This window comes from Methylobacterium sp. NMS14P (assembly GCF_028583545.1).
In the GTDB taxonomy this organism is placed as follows: domain Bacteria; phylum Pseudomonadota; class Alphaproteobacteria; order Rhizobiales; family Beijerinckiaceae; genus Methylobacterium.
This window is the reverse complement of the sequence record NZ_CP087106.1, coordinates 5,550,251-5,563,378: the sequence shown is the minus strand read 5'-3', so window position 1 is coordinate 5,563,378 and position 13,128 is coordinate 5,550,251. Positions and strand designations below refer to the sequence as shown.

At 72.9% G+C, this 13,128-nt stretch carries 19 protein-coding genes; 7 read left to right on the top strand and 12 right to left on the bottom strand.

From position 1 onward, the window contains the following. Positions 1-89 precede the first annotated feature (89 nt). Positions 90-770: an amino acid ABC transporter permease gene (locus LOK46_RS26475; protein WP_273561312.1), complete on the top strand. Its 681-nt coding sequence runs from the start codon at positions 90-92 to the stop codon at positions 768-770. Further along, positions 767-1,528 carry an amino acid ABC transporter ATP-binding protein gene (locus LOK46_RS26470; protein WP_273561311.1) on the top strand — a complete coding sequence of 254 codons (762 nt, stop codon included), beginning with the start codon at positions 767-769 and terminating at the stop codon, positions 1,526-1,528. Before LOK46_RS26475 ends, LOK46_RS26470 begins: the two co-directional genes overlap by 4 nt. A gap of 46 nt (positions 1,529-1,574) precedes the next feature. On the opposite strand, the gene LOK46_RS26465 is transcribed toward LOK46_RS26470, so the two are convergent. From LOK46_RS26465 to LOK46_RS26455, 3 genes are all read right to left on the bottom strand, one after another. Next, complete coding sequence (locus tag LOK46_RS26465) at positions 1,575-1,730, bottom strand: hypothetical protein (protein ID WP_273561310.1); 156 nt, start codon at positions 1,728-1,730, stop codon at positions 1,575-1,577. Beyond that, positions 1,727-2,248, bottom strand: coding sequence for a DUF2243 domain-containing protein (locus LOK46_RS26460; protein ID WP_273561309.1), 522 nt, complete (start codon positions 2,246-2,248; stop codon positions 1,727-1,729). Before LOK46_RS26460 ends, LOK46_RS26465 begins: the two co-directional genes overlap by 4 nt. An 83-nt stretch (positions 2,249-2,331) precedes the next feature. Then, the gene (locus LOK46_RS26455) at positions 2,332-4,341 is read right to left on the bottom strand and encodes an OPT family oligopeptide transporter (protein ID WP_273561308.1); all 2,010 of its coding nucleotides are present in this window, start codon (positions 4,339-4,341) and stop codon (positions 2,332-2,334) included. A gap of 211 nt (positions 4,342-4,552) precedes the next feature. Here LOK46_RS26455 and LOK46_RS26450 point away from each other — a divergent pair, with 211 nt between their 5' ends. Both LOK46_RS26450 and LOK46_RS26445 read left to right on the top strand, forming a co-directional pair. Further along, positions 4,553-5,002, top strand: coding sequence for a DMT family transporter (locus tag LOK46_RS26450; protein WP_273561307.1), 450 nt, complete (start codon positions 4,553-4,555; stop codon positions 5,000-5,002). 43 nt (positions 5,003-5,045) lie between these two features. Then, entirely contained in the window at positions 5,046-5,489 is a 444-nt protein-coding gene (locus LOK46_RS26445) for a DMT family transporter (protein WP_273561306.1), read from the top strand. 16 nt (positions 5,490-5,505) lie between these two features. Here LOK46_RS26445 and LOK46_RS26440 read toward each other — a convergent pair whose 3' ends face one another. Further along, positions 5,506-6,234, bottom strand: coding sequence for an SDR family oxidoreductase (locus LOK46_RS26440; RefSeq protein ID WP_273561305.1), 729 nt, complete (start codon positions 6,232-6,234; stop codon positions 5,506-5,508). 213 nt (positions 6,235-6,447) lie between these two features. On the opposite strand from LOK46_RS26440, the gene LOK46_RS26435 reads away from it, so the two are divergent. Next, positions 6,448-6,672: a hypothetical protein gene (locus LOK46_RS26435; protein WP_273561304.1), complete on the top strand. Its 225-nt coding sequence runs from the start codon at positions 6,448-6,450 to the stop codon at positions 6,670-6,672. 70 nt (positions 6,673-6,742) lie between these two features. Here LOK46_RS26435 and egtD read toward each other — a convergent pair whose 3' ends face one another. Genes egtD through gntA form a run of 3 tightly spaced genes read right to left on the bottom strand, consistent with a single transcriptional unit; the run spans position 6,743 to position 9,427 of the window. Beyond that, positions 6,743-7,690: an L-histidine N(alpha)-methyltransferase gene (gene egtD / locus LOK46_RS26430; RefSeq protein ID WP_273561303.1), complete on the bottom strand. Its 948-nt coding sequence runs from the start codon at positions 7,688-7,690 to the stop codon at positions 6,743-6,745. Next, entirely contained in the window at positions 7,687-8,661 is a 975-nt protein-coding gene (locus LOK46_RS26425) for a methyltransferase (RefSeq protein WP_273561302.1), read from the bottom strand. Before LOK46_RS26425 ends, egtD begins: the two co-directional genes overlap by 4 nt. A gap of 10 nt (positions 8,662-8,671) precedes the next feature. Then, positions 8,672-9,427: a guanitoxin biosynthesis heme-dependent pre-guanitoxin N-hydroxylase GntA gene (gntA, locus tag LOK46_RS26420; RefSeq protein WP_273561301.1), complete on the bottom strand. Its 756-nt coding sequence runs from the start codon at positions 9,425-9,427 to the stop codon at positions 8,672-8,674. Between the two features lie 392 nt (positions 9,428-9,819). On the opposite strand from gntA, the gene LOK46_RS26415 reads away from it, so the two are divergent. Next, positions 9,820-10,404, top strand: coding sequence for a YgjV family protein (locus tag LOK46_RS26415; protein WP_273561300.1), 585 nt, complete (start codon positions 9,820-9,822; stop codon positions 10,402-10,404). 103 nt (positions 10,405-10,507) lie between these two features. Continuing rightward, positions 10,508-11,248, top strand: a complete 741-nt coding sequence (locus LOK46_RS26410) for a DUF4336 domain-containing protein (RefSeq protein WP_273561299.1) — start codon at positions 10,508-10,510, stop codon at positions 11,246-11,248. Positions 11,249-11,266: 18 nt separating this feature from the next. On the opposite strand, the gene LOK46_RS26405 is transcribed toward LOK46_RS26410, so the two are convergent. From LOK46_RS26405 to LOK46_RS26385, 5 genes are all read right to left on the bottom strand, one after another. Beyond that, complete coding sequence (locus tag LOK46_RS26405; protein ID WP_273561298.1) at positions 11,267-11,512, bottom strand: hypothetical protein; 246 nt, start codon at positions 11,510-11,512, stop codon at positions 11,267-11,269. A gap of 239 nt (positions 11,513-11,751) precedes the next feature. Further along, a complete protein-coding gene (locus LOK46_RS26400) occupies positions 11,752-12,051 on the bottom strand; it encodes a hypothetical protein (RefSeq protein ID WP_273561297.1) in 300 nt (99 codons plus the stop codon). A gap of 60 nt (positions 12,052-12,111) precedes the next feature. After that, on the bottom strand, positions 12,112-12,408 hold the full coding sequence (locus tag LOK46_RS26395) for a hypothetical protein (RefSeq protein WP_273561296.1): 297 nt from the start codon (positions 12,406-12,408) through the stop codon (positions 12,112-12,114). Between the two features lie 65 nt (positions 12,409-12,473). Continuing rightward, positions 12,474-12,671, bottom strand: coding sequence for a hypothetical protein (locus LOK46_RS26390; RefSeq protein WP_273561295.1), 198 nt, complete (start codon positions 12,669-12,671; stop codon positions 12,474-12,476). A gap of 21 nt (positions 12,672-12,692) precedes the next feature. Beyond that, positions 12,693-13,082, bottom strand: coding sequence for a hypothetical protein (locus tag LOK46_RS26385; RefSeq protein WP_273561294.1), 390 nt, complete (start codon positions 13,080-13,082; stop codon positions 12,693-12,695). Positions 13,083-13,128: the final 46 nt, after the last annotated feature.

The window sequence follows — 13,128 nt, the reverse complement described above, 5'->3', positions numbered from 1 at the left end:
TCCGCAGAGGGTCCGCCCGGACGAGTCCCGCCCGGGCGCCGATCCCGTACAGCCCCTCGCTTCGATCGCCCGGTAGGAGACGCCGCCCCGTGCCGCACTGGCTCGACCTCATGCTCCAGTCGCTGGGGCCGCTGCTCGCGGCCGGCCTGCGCTTCACCGTGCCGCTGACGCTCATCACCTTCGCGCTGGGCCTCGCGCTGGGACTCGGGACCGCCCTCGTGCGCCTGTTCGCGCCCCGGCCCCTGGCGGCCCTGGCCTGGTTCTACGTGTGGATCTTCCGGGGCACGCCGCTCCTCGTGCAGCTGTTCGTGATCTTCTACGGCCTGCCGAGCGCCGGCATCCTGATCGACGCCTTCCCGGCCGCCGTGATCGGGTTCACCCTGAACGTCGGCGCCTACACGTCGGAGATCGTCCGCGCCGCCATCGCCTCCATCCCGAAGGGTCAGTGGGAGGCGGCCTACGCCACCGGCATGACGCCGGTCCAGGCCCTGCGCCGCACGATCCTGCCCCAGGCGGCGCGGGTGGCGGTGCCGTCGCTCGCCAACTCCTTCATCGCCCTGGTGAAGGACACCTCGCTCGCGGCCGCCATCACGGTGCCGGAGCTGTTCCAGGCGGCCCAGCGCATCGTCGCGGTCACCTACGAGCCGCTGATCCTCTACATCGAGGTGGCGCTGATCTACCTCGTCCTGTCGACGCTGCTGTCCTGGCTCCAGACGCTGCTGGAGCGGCGCCTCGGGCGCTACGGCGGCTACCTGGAGGCCCGCGCGTGATCGCCCTGTCGGCCATCGAGAAGCGCTTCGGCGACAACCCGGTCCTGCGGGGCGTTGACCTCGCGGTGCCGGAAGGGCGCGTCACGGCGCTGATCGGCCCGTCGGGCTCGGGCAAGTCGACGCTCCTGCGCTGCGCGAACCTGCTGGAGGTCCCGCAGTCCGGGACGCTGACCCTCGGCGACATCCGCCTCACCTTCCGGCCCGGCAACCCGCCGGCGCGGCGGGACGTGCTCGCCGTGCGCCGGCAGACCGGCATGGTGTTCCAGAACTTCCAGCTCTTCCCCCACCGCACCGTGATGGAGAACGTCACCGAGGGGCTCGTCACCGTCGGCAAGTGGCCGCAGGACCGGGCCCGGGCGCGCGCCCTCGAGCTGCTGGAGCGCGTCGGCCTCGCCCACAAGGCCGCGGACTGGCCCGCCAGCCTTTCGGGCGGCCAGCAGCAGCGGGTGGCGATCGCCCGGGCGCTGGCCCCCTCCCCGCGCCTGCTGCTCTGCGACGAGCCGACCTCGGCCCTCGATCCGGAACTCGCCGCCGAGGTGGTGGACGTGCTCGCCGGCCTCGCGGGCGAGGGCACGACCATGCTGATGGCGACCCACGACCTGCGCCTCGCGCGGCGCGTCGCCGACACGGTGGTGTTCCTGGAAGGGGGACATATCGTCGAGCAGGGCACGGCCGCCGACGTCTTCGCCCGGCCGGCCGACCCGCGCACCCGCCGGTTCGTCCGGACGCTGCTCGGCGAGGCGGCCGAAGGGGCGTGAGAAGGGACCTGAGAAGGGACCTACGGAACGGGCCGGGACGCGCGGATCAGCGCGTCAGGCAGCGCAGCGTGAGAAGATCCTCGACGGTGAGCGCGGTCCCGAAGACCAGGGGCCGCCAGGCCGGCAGGGTGGCGAGGATCAGGCCGGCCGCCAGGGCGAGCCAGGGCAGGACCGGGCGCAGGCCGCGACCGGCGGCCCTCACGCGGGAGAGCGCGCCAGCGACGCCTCCTCCCCCTTGCCGACCACGACGAGGCCCAGGCCCGCGGCCAGCATGGCCCCACCCCAGAGCAGGAAGCCGATGTCCCAGTAGAGCCACTGCTCCGGCGGCGCCCGCTCGTTGACGTGGTGCACGCCGAGGATCTCGTGGTCGATCAGGCCCTCGACGAGGTTGAACAGGCCCCAGCCGATCAGGAGCGACCCGGCGAGCAGCTTGCTGGACCAGTAGAGGTGCGTGCGGTGCGCGGCGCGCCAGAGGATGAACAGCCCGAGGACCACGAAGACGTAGGTCGCGCTGTGGAAGAGGCCGTCCCAGCGGGTGTTCAACTCGAGGTTCGGGATCGTGTCGATCGGGTACCAGCTGCTCAGCATGTGGTGCCATTGCAGGATCTGGTGCAGCACGATCCCGTCGAAGAAGCCACCGAGGCCGAGCCCGAACAGGATTCCGGCGCTCAGGGGGAAGACCCGTTCCCGGGTGTGGGCCGCTCTGTCAGCCGCTCTCATGCGCAACTCCAGCGAGGCGGAGGCCGAGGCCGCGCGGGCGACGGCGTCCTGCGGGAAACCCGCCCGGGGCGCCGGCGGATCCGTCACGCCTCCCGCGGGGCCGCTTCCGGTCGCGAGACCATCCGCAGGTAGACGGCGAGCCCCGCCAGGAACACCGCGAGGCCGAGCCCGGTGGCGTAGGGCGCGAAATCCTTGCCGACGACGGCGATCGCCGCGCTGTGCCCCGCCAGGAGATCGGTGCCGGCGAGTAGCACGCCGACGCAGCTCTCGCCGACGAGGAACCCGGAGGCGAGGAGCACGCCCCGGCGGCGGGCCTGCCCCACCGCCTTGTCGGCCTTCGCGTCTCCCTTCGCCCCGACCCGGGCGCGCAGCCGGCGCTCGGCGACCCAGCCGAGGATGCCGCCGATGGCGATCGTCATCTCCACCGAGAGCGGCAGGTACATGCCGATCCCGACCGTCAGGGCCGGGAAGGTGAGGCCGCGCCGCTTCAGCCAGGTCTCCGCGGCGACCAGCACCACACCGAGTCCGGCGCCGATCAGCACCATGGTCCAGGGCAGCTCGCCGTGCGTGATGCCGTTGGCGATCTGGGTCATCAGGGCCGCCTGGGGTGCCGGCATGGCGCTCCCCGCGTCCTGCCCGTCATGCGCGGGCGCGCCGACGAAGCCGTAGGCCTCGTAGAGCAGCGACAGGAGCGGGGCGATCACCACGGCGCCGACCCCGACGCCCAGGATGAGCGCGACCTGCTGGTGCCAGGGCGTGGCGCCGAGCACCTGCCCGGTCTTCAGGTCCTGCAGGTTGTCGTTGGCGATCGACGAGGTGGTGATGATCACGGACGTCAGCAGCAGCGCCATGCCGGTGACGAACCGGTCGCCCTCGGGCCCGGCGGAGTGACCCAGGATCAGGGGCAGGAGCAGCGCGGTCGCCATCGTGGTCAGGATGCCGATCCCCGAGATCGGGCTCGACGAGGAGCCCAGCAGGCCCGCGAGGTAGCCGCAGGCCGCCGCCATCAGGAAGCCGAACAGGACGGTGAACAGGGTGGCGGCCACCGCCAGCATGATCATCAGGCCGCCGAGGTCGGCGGCGCCGGCGAAGAACCCGAACAGGATCGCGAGCGGCACGCACAGGCCCAGCGTCGCGGCGGCGACCCAGGTGATCGGCAGGTCGCGCTCCTCGCGCGGGTGATCCTTGCCGAGACCGCCGCTGCCCGACAGGGCGGCGCGGATGCTGCCCGCGATCGGGCGCGCCAGCGAGCCCACGGTCCAGAGCCCGCCCACCGCGATGATCCCGGCGCCCATGAGGCGCACCTGCCCGGACCAGATTGCCTCGGCGGCCGCGCCCGCGGACTTGCCGGAGTCGGGCGACAGGGCGGTGAGGATCGGGACCGCGATCCCCCAGGCGATCAGGACGCCGGTCAGCAGCGCGAGGCAGGCGCCGATGCCCACGAGGTAGCCGACGCCGACCAGCGCCAGCGAGAAGCCGGTCCCGGTGCGGAACACCGCGCCGCCGAGGCTGACCGCACCGTTGAGGCCCTCGCCCAGGACCCTCAGCCCCGTGGTGGCGAGCCCGATCGTCCCGGCGGCCGCGGCGGCCCCGAGCAGGTCCCGCAGGCCGTGGCCGCCCTCTTCCTCGTGGCCGGTCTTGAGCACCTCCGCGGCGGCGATGCCCTCGGGATAGGGGAGATCGCTCCCCGACACGAGGGCGCGGCGGAGCGGGATCGAGAAGGCGACGCCGAGCAGGCCGCCCAGCATGCACACGGCCGTGGTCTGCCAGAACGGGAAACCGTGCCAGTGGCCGACGAGGACGAGGCCGGGGAGCGCCAGGATGACGTTGCAGAGGGTGCCGGCCGCCGAGGCCTGCGTCTGCACGATGTTGTTCTCGAGGATGCCGGCGCCGCCCATCAGCCGGAAGGCGCCCATCGAGATCATCGCGGCCGGGATCGAGGACGAGAACGTCATCCCGGTCTTCAGGCCCATGTAGAGGTTGGCGGCCATGAACACGACCGTGATGGCCGCGCCGAGCGCGATCCCCCGCAGGGTCAGCTCGGCCTGACGGTCCTGCGTCTTCGGCGTGATCGTCGGGCTGGGGGCGTCCATCGTCCACTCGGGCTGCCACAGGCACAGCACGCGAGGGGCCGCAAACGTTCCCGCACCGCGCCGTTCCCGGCCGGGGCGGCCTCGGCGGGCCCTGGGGCGATCTGTCCCGGCGCGGACCGAGGATGTGATGCAGTCACCCGGCGCGGCGGCGGGTTTGGCAGCAGACCGCCCCGTCCGGGCGCGGACCTCTCCTCCTCCGGAATGCGCCGCCTTGTCCAAGTGGTATCTCTACGGCATCGCCCTCGTGGCCGGCGTCGCGAACGCCATCGAGCCGGGCCAGAACGCCACGCTGGCGAAGGTCACGGGGCAGCCGATGCTGGCGGGCCTGTTCTGCTTCGGCCTCGCGATCGCCTGCTTCCTCGCCGCGATGGTCGTCGCCCGGCTGCGCGGCCGGACTCGGGCCGAAGCGGCCACGCCCGTCCCCTGGTGGGCGTGGCCGGGCGGCATCCTCGGGGCCGCGGTCGTCCTGGCGCAGCTCTACATCTCCGAGAAGGTCGGCGCGGCGCCGTTCCTGGGCTGCGTGATCACGGCGGGCGTGGTCGGCTCCATCATCCTCGACCATCACGGCCTCGTGGGCTTCGCGCGCCACCGCGCCGGGCGCTGGCGCATCCTCGGCGGCGCGCTGATGGTCGCGGGCGTCGCCCTCGTGGCGGCGTTCTGACGGGCCCGTCGATCCGAACGCCTCGCACCCTCAGGATCCCAGCATGCTCTTCCTCTACGGCTTCGCGCTGCTCGCGGGCATCGCCACCGCGATCGAACCGGGCCAGAACGCGGGCCTCGCCAAGTCCCTCGCGCGGCCGCTGCTCGCCGGCGTGGTGAGCCTCGTCGTCAGCGTCGCGGCGATCTCCATCGCCATGCTGGTGACGGGGCAGTACGGGTTGCCGGCGACGGACCGCCTCGCGCAGGTGCCCTGGTGGGCGTGGCTCGGCGGCCTGATGAGCGCGGGCCTGACGATGGCGCAGCTCTCCGTCTCCGCGCGGATCGGGGCCGCCACCTTCCTCGGGCTGATCGTGACCGCGGGCGTCGTCACGTCGATCCTGCTCGACCATTACGGCCTGGTGGGCTTCAAGGTCCACGAGGCCGGCCTCTGGCGCGTCCTGGGCGGCGCCCTGATGATCGGCGGCGTGGCGCTGGTCGCCCGGTTCTGACGCCCGCCCCGGCGGATCAGATCGTCCAGCCGCCGTCGATCAGGACGGCCTGGCCGGTCGTGTAGGTCGCGCCCGCGAGGTAGACGGCGAGGTCGGCGATCTCCTCGGGCGTGCCGAGCCGGCCGATCGGCTGGCGCGCGACGAAGGCCGCGCGGGTCTGCTCGTAGTCGCCCTGCTGGCGGATGCGCTCCTGCAGCGACGGGCTCTCCACCGTGCCGGGGCAGATGGCGTTGCAGCGGATGTTGTGGCCGACATAGTCGGCGGCCACCGCCTTGGTCAGGCCGATCACCGCCGCCTTGGTCACCCCGTAGGCGAAGCGGTTGGGCACGCCCTTCACCGAGGAGGCGACCGACGCCATGTTGACGATGGCGCCGTCGCGGCGCTCCAGCATCCCGGGCAGGACCGCCCGGATCGTGCGGATCATCGCCTTGACGTTGAGGTCGATAGCGAAGTCGAGCTCGTCGTCGCGCATCTCCAGGATGGTGCCGGCGTGCACGGTGCCGGCGCAGTTGAACAGGATGTCGACCGCGCCGATGCCCGCGACGAGGGCCCCGACCGCGTCCGCGTCCAGCACGTCGAGGGTCGCGGTGCTGAGGTTGTCGGCGCGCAGCGCCGCCAGGGCGTCGGCGTTGATGTCGGTGGCGTGGACCCGCGCCCCGGCGCGGGCGAAGGCGAGCGCGCTGGCGCGCCCGATCCCCTGCCCCGCCGCCGTGACCAGGACGGTCTTTCCGGAAAGATCTGCCATTGCTCGCTCCAGCAGGCTGCGCGTCGCCGCGACGGTGTCCGGGCCGGGCGATGCGGGTCGCGCCCGGCGGGGCCGCCGATCAGGTCCGGAGGGTCCGGCCGAGCGGCCCATCCTTGTAGGTTCTGACCGCGCCGGGCTCCAGGCCCGATCGCGTCGGATCCGGGGCCGCCGTTCGGGCGTTCTCCCGGCGTCACCGTTCTGTGGAGGATCGCCGTGGGGCTCGCTGCCTTCGTCTTCTTCGTCGTCCCGTGGATGGCCGTCGCGATCTGGATGTCGATGCGGCCGTCCGGCGCGCGCCTCGGCACTCCGTCCGCCCCCTGGCGCCCGCTGACGGATTACCCGCCGCCGGCCCGCGATCAGCGGCAGGCCGGCGAGACGCGGAGCATGGACTCGGGCTCCGCCCACGACGGCAAGCACGCGCCGATCGAGGCCGTCTAGAGCGCTCGCCGCCGAGGCGGATGCCGGCTCGGCGCGAGAGAGCGCGGCGGCACCAGGGCTCCGAGCCGGATCAGGCCTCCGCCTGCAGCAGGTGGAGGTTGAAGTCTCCGCCCTCGCCCGTCCAGAGGGCGCGGGGCTGCCAGCCGCTCTCGGCCGCGAGCGCCCGGAAGGCGTCCGCCGGGTACTTGTGCGACGTGTCGGTCCGGACGCTCTCCCCGGCCGCGAACGCGATGGTCCGGCCGCCCAGCCGGTAGGTGGCCGGCCGCGTCGCGACGAGGTGGGCCTCCACCCGCAGCGGGTCCGGGCAGATCCGGACGGCGTGCCGGAAATTCTCGCGGTCGAAGTCGGCGCCGAGCTCCCGGTTCAGCCGCGTCAGGATGTTGCCGTGGAACGCGGCCATCAGGCCGTCGGCGCGCCCGTAGGCGCGCTGCAGGCGGTCCGGGTCGGCGGTGCCGTCCGCGCCGACGAGGAACAGGCTCGGCCCCAGCGTCGCGCGCGCGCGCTCGAGGAACAGCCGGGCCTCGCGCGGGTCGAAGTTGCCGATGCTCGTTCCCGGATAGAAGCCCAGGATCCCGCCCGGCCCCGCCTCGTGCGGCAATTGCACCGGTTGCGAGTAGTCGGCGCAGACCGGGATCATCGGGATGCCGGGGTAATCGACGGCCAGCCGCCGGATCGCGGCCTCGAGGTACGCCCCCGAGATGTCGATCGCCACGTAGGCCGCCGGGTCGGGCAGCGCGTCGAGGAGCGTGCGGATCTTGCGGCTTGCGCCGCTGCCGAACTCCACGACGGTCACCCCCGGCGGCACTCGGCGCGCCACGTCGGCGGCGACCTGCGGCAGGACGGTCATCTCCTGCGCCGTCGGGTAGTAGTCGGAGCTGTGGCAGATCCTGTCGAACAGGTCCGAGCCGGTCTCGTCCCAGAGATACTTTCCCGGCAGCGTCTTCGGCTCGGCGGTCAGGCCCGCGAGGGCGTCACGGAGGAAGGTGTCGGTCAAGCTGTCGGTCAGGCTGCTGGTCATGGCCGGGTCACCGGGCGCGTGGCGGTCAGGATGACGAGGGCGAGCCGCTCGACCGCGTCGTAGGCGTCGGTCGCGAGCTCCTCGCCGTACTCGTCCGGGTCGAACTCGCGGTAGGTCCAGTCCAGCCCGGCCCGGCCGCAGAGGTCGGCCACGGCGTCGCGGAACGGGTCCTCCCCGTCGACGATCGCCGCGCCGGTGAACAGGACGAGGCTGCCGCCGGGCGCGAGCCGCCCGGCCGCCTGCTCGGCCACCGCGAGCGACAGCCCGGCCCCGAGGGGGCCGCCGCCGTGCCGGTAGGCCCGCTCCGCCGTGTCGATCATGAAGGGCGGGTTCGACACGATGAGGTCGAACTGGCCCTCGACGTCGCGCAGCATGTCGCTGCGGCGGACGTCGACCCCGTCGGTCCCGGCGAGCCGGGCGTTGACGCGCGCCGCCCGCATGGCCGCCGGGTTGATGTCCACGAGCACCACCTCGGCGCCCGGCGCCCTCTTGGCGACGCAGATCCCGGCCGCGCCCGAGCCGCAGCCGAGATCGACTGCGCGCCGCACCGGCCGCGACCGCCCCTCGAGATGCGCGATCACCGCCGCGGCGAAGCGCATCGTGTCGGGACCGAAGAACACCGCGTCGGCCGCGCTCGGGGGATACGCGGAATGGGCGAACAGCTCGCCGTCGAGGCTGGAGAAGCGCAGCGTCGGCCGCAGCAGCGGGCCGTCCTCGATCACGGCGCCGGCCGCCCGCATCAGGCGCAAGATCGGCTCCGGGACCACGTCGGCGCGGAACGGCCGGCTCCAGCCGAACACGTCGCGCAGGCTCCGGGCCTCGGCGTTCCGCGGCCGGGCGTTGACGTGCGCATGGCTGGCCGGGGTCACCGTGGTGAAGGTGTAGCCGGTCTCGCGCAGCGCGCGCGCCAGCGACAGCACCGCCTCTTCGTCCTCGGGAAACGGAACGGGTATCGGAACGGAACGCGTCATCGGTCGGCCCTCAGCTGTCCATCTGGCGCATCACGAAGGCGCCCGATGCGAGGTCGGCGGCGACCTGCTGGGCGTCCCAGGTCGGGGTCGCCTCCCCGCGGCGGAACGGGCAGGCCCAGTCGTCGGGAACGGCGCGCCCGCTGAACTGACGGGCCGCCGAGCTCTCGCCGTGCTGGGCGAGCATCGGGTTGATCGTCCCGGTCCAGGCGGCGTCGCGGTCGACGATCGCGGCGCGCAGGCGCTCGTAGCGGCCCTCCGCGCGCAGCCGCTCGAACTGGTCGTGCAGGTTGAACACCAGGGCGGGCGTCTCGAAGCGCCGGGCCCGGCGGCTCGCCCCGGGATGCAGCCCGACCAGGAAGAAGCCCTGGCCGCCGAGGCTCAGCGAGAAATGCGGGTCGTCCGGGTCGGAGGCGACGCGGGGATCGTAGGCCTGACCGAGGCACCGATCGGTGTCGGAGAGCGACTGGACCCGCTGCCACAGCGCCGCCTCGAAGGCCTCCTCCGAGAGCGTGCCCGGTCCCTCGAACAGCACCGCGAAGCTCTGGAACAGGCTCGGCTGCGCGCGGTACCGACAGATGAAGGCGAGCAGGGCCGGGTAGATGCGGGCATCGTCCCGGTCGGAGGTGATGTCGCTGGCGACCACGATCTTCATCTGGCCGCGCGAGAGGGCGGATTTGGCGCCGACGCAGGGAAACGGCGCATGCTGGATGAAGTCCCGGAACCGTGCGGCGACGGGATGATGATCGTCGTTCGTGGGAAGCTGCATGTGAGCGTTGGTTCACACCACCGATATCGGGCGCGCGCACACACCCCCGCCCGACCGGCCGCGGTGTCGTCCCGACTTGAATGCCCGGGAAACCGGAGGCTGCGCGCATTGTTCCCCGTCGAACACAGCCGGATCGGCTCTTGATCTATGTTAATCCCGTGTCTCATAGATCAAAATCCGAATGAATACTTGCGTGACCGCGACCGAGATCTCGATCGTTCGACGATCGAAGGGTCGGGGGCACTCGCAGGGCGCGCGGGGTCGCGGTGCGGCAGCGCGGCCACGCTCGCCGCACCGTGATCGTCGCCTAGGACGGCGTTAACCATCCGATTACCGCGCGATCCTAGCGCGATCGACTGAAACGGCGCCTCCGCGCCGGCCGGTCGCGCACGATGAACGCCGCATCTTACCTGTATTCCTGGTCCGCCGCCGCCGCGACGCATCTCGATCTGTTCGGGTCCCTGGGCCTGATCCTGGGCTTTACTGCGGGGGTGATGCCGCGGCGGACCTGGATCCTCGCGGCCTCGGCGGCCTGCGCCGCCTGCTTCGGCGCGCATTACCTCACGCTCGGGGCGCTCACCGGGACGGCGATGTGCGCCATCTCGGTGCTGCAGAGCCTCGTCTCCCTCCGCTGCGTCGGCGCGCCCGGCCGGAGCGGCTGGGTCCCGCCCGTCTTCGCCGCGAGCACCCTGGCGGCGGCGTGCCTGACGGTGGCCACGTGGAACGGGTGGCCGTCGGCCTGCGCGGCGACGGGCTCGCTGCTCGCCACCGGCGCGCGCCTCCAGGCGGCGCCGCAGACGATGCGCCAGCTCTTCCTCGGCGCCTCCCTGTGCTGGGCCGGGCACAATCTCCTGGTCGGCTCGGTCTTCGGATTGACCTGCGATGTGCTGACGATCTTCGGTCTCGCGATCGCGCTGCTGCGCGCCGTCCCGGTCCCGCCGATGGAGCCGGTCGCGCCCGACTGCGCGCGGGCCTGAGGCGCGCCGGGCCTGCGGCGATCGATCCGGGAAATCCGCCGCGGCTCCGCTGTTGCACAGGTGCGGGGCCGTGCCGTCCCGTGGCTGAGGAAGAGAGCGGGATTTGCCCGAAGCGACCTATCCGCCCCTCGACGTGCTCAAGCCGGTGGCCGACGGCGTCTGGATCGTCGACAGCGGGCCGCTCCGCGCCCTCGGCATTCCCCTGCCGGTCCGGATGACGGTCGTCCGGCTCGGCGACGGAGCGCTCTGGCTGCACTCGCCCACGCGCTTCGACGCGGGCCTGCACCGCGCGATCGCGGCGCTCGGACCGATCCGCCACTTGGTCGCGCCCAACATCGCCCACTGGACCTTCCTGAAGGACTGGCAGGCCCATTGTCCGGAGGCTCTGACCTGGGCAGCCCCCAACCTGCGCGAGCGTCGTCAGGTCCGGCGCTCCGGCCTGCGCGTCGACCGGGTCCTGGAGGACGCGTCCCCACCCGACTGGGCGGCGGACCTGCGCCAACTCGTCGTGCCGGGCGGGTTCGGGTTCCGGGAGGTCGCGTTCTTCCACGGCGCGAGCCGCACCCTGATCCTGACCGACCTCGTCCTCAACCTGGAACCCGCGAAGATGCCGGCGTTCCTGCGGCCGTTCCTGCGCCTCGCCCGCATGACGCCGCCGCACGGCGAGCCGCCCCCCTATCTGCGCCTCGTGATCAAGCTCCGGCGGCGCGACGCCGCGCGGGCGGCCTGGGATCTCGTCGGCCTGGCACCCGAGCGCGTCGTGTTCGCGCACGGCCTCTGGTTCGCGGCGGACGGTGCGGCGCGCCTGAAGCGCTCCCTCCGCTGGCTCGGGACGCCGTCCTGAGGATGGCCGTCGTCTCGGTCAGGCCGCGGCGATCAGCTGCCGCATGATCCAGGCCCGGGCCGCCGGCAGGTCCGCGAACAGCGGCGGCGCGACGGGTTCGACCGGGCCGAACCCGACTTCCAGGAACCACTTCCCGGCATCGTCGTCGTGCTGCGCCGAGAGACGGACGAGGACCGCGACCAGATACCCGTCCGCGAAGACGAGCTGACTCTCGGCATCGTCGCTGCCGGTCGCGACCTGCACGGCCTGCAGGCTCAGGATCATGCGGCCATCGACTTCACGACGCGAGCGTGTTGCGGGACTGCGACCGGAGGCGATCGTCGCACGGCGGCGACGGGCGCGGATCCCCGTGCCGGCTTCCTGATCAATCAGCCCCTCGCCGCGAAGTTCCGGCCCCGCACCGGCCCGGAGCAGGGCCGGGACCACCCGGTTGGCCAACCATGGACCGCCGGCCGCGCAGAGCAGGTTCGCAGATGGCCCGAGGCCGGGACGACCCGGCCGGGTCAGGCGCCGGCGCGGCCCATCGCGACCGACCCGTCCGCCCGGTTCAGGGCGCTGACGCGGGGCCCGCGGAGACCCGGGTTCTGCTGCTCCAGGGCATCGAGGACGGCGTTGGCAGCCTCGATGATCGCGCCGGGCGATCCGCCCGGGATCTCGGGCCGGATCGCCTCCGCGAGACGCGCGAGGCAGGTCTGCTCGATCTGCGGATGATCGGCGCCGGCGGCCTGGCGCCAGTAGGCGGCGTAGACGTTCTCGGCGATCGTTCGGGCCGTCCGATCGTCGCCCGGCGTGTCCTGCTCCATCGCGTCCCTGCCCTCGATCGCGTGATGATCGGTACAAGGGTGGCGACGGCGGCGGTGCGTTCAAGGCTCTCCGGGCAAGTCCTTCGCCGGATCGCCCGCCGCGTCTCCTGCCGCCACGCCTTCGGGATCGGGCCCCTCGATCGTGCGGGCGAGCTCGGTCAGCACCTCCTCCACCATCGGCGGCCAGGGTGCCCTCTCCTCGTCCATCAGGCGCGCCGCGCCGACCAGCGCGGCGATCTGCGCCTCGTAGACCGGGCGGCCCACCAGCTGCGCGTAGCGCACCCGCGCCGCGAGCGCCGTGGCGAGGCGCTGAACCTCCGCGATCTTCGCGCTCGGCGCGCCGCTGCCGTCGCCCATCCGTCCACCCCCTCGGGATCCTCACCGATCCTCATAGGCCATGGCCGGGATACAGTCAGGACCGGCTACCAGGCTTCGAGGATCCGGCCGCCGACGAGCGCGACCACGACGCCGACCAGCAGCGCCATGCCGATGTCCCGGAGCGGCGCGGTGATCCATCCGGCCCCGGGAACGGGCGGCGACACGAAGCGCGTCAGGCTCTCGGGCAGGGCCGGCACCGGCGGCGCGGACCTCCGCCGCAGGCCGTTGCGGATGCGGTGCATGGGCGTGATCCCCCGGCGACCTCAGGCGGTCTCGATCTGGCGGGACGCGGCCGCCGCCTGGGCCTTCCGCGCGGACGTCTTCGGGCGGACGAAATCGCCGAGCGGCTTGCAGGTCGGCAGGCCGATCACCTCGACCGTCCGGGGCGCGGCCTGCGGCCCGGCACTGCGCGGGACCAGGACCTCCGTCCCGTCCGCGGCCTCGCTCTGCTCCTCGGCGGCCTCCGGCAGCTCGACGCGATGCCCGATCAGGTACGCCTCGATGTCGATGAGGCGGTGGCGCAGGCGCCAGATGTCGTTCTCGACGCCGTTGATCTGCACCAGGAGGTCGGAGACGGTGCCCTGACGCGCCGCGATGGCCGAGAGCACGGTGGCCCGCTCGTTCAGCAGCACGGCCTTGACGGTCGGGTTCATGACGTACGCCTCCGAATGTTACAGCACCACGATTCGCGAATTCGGA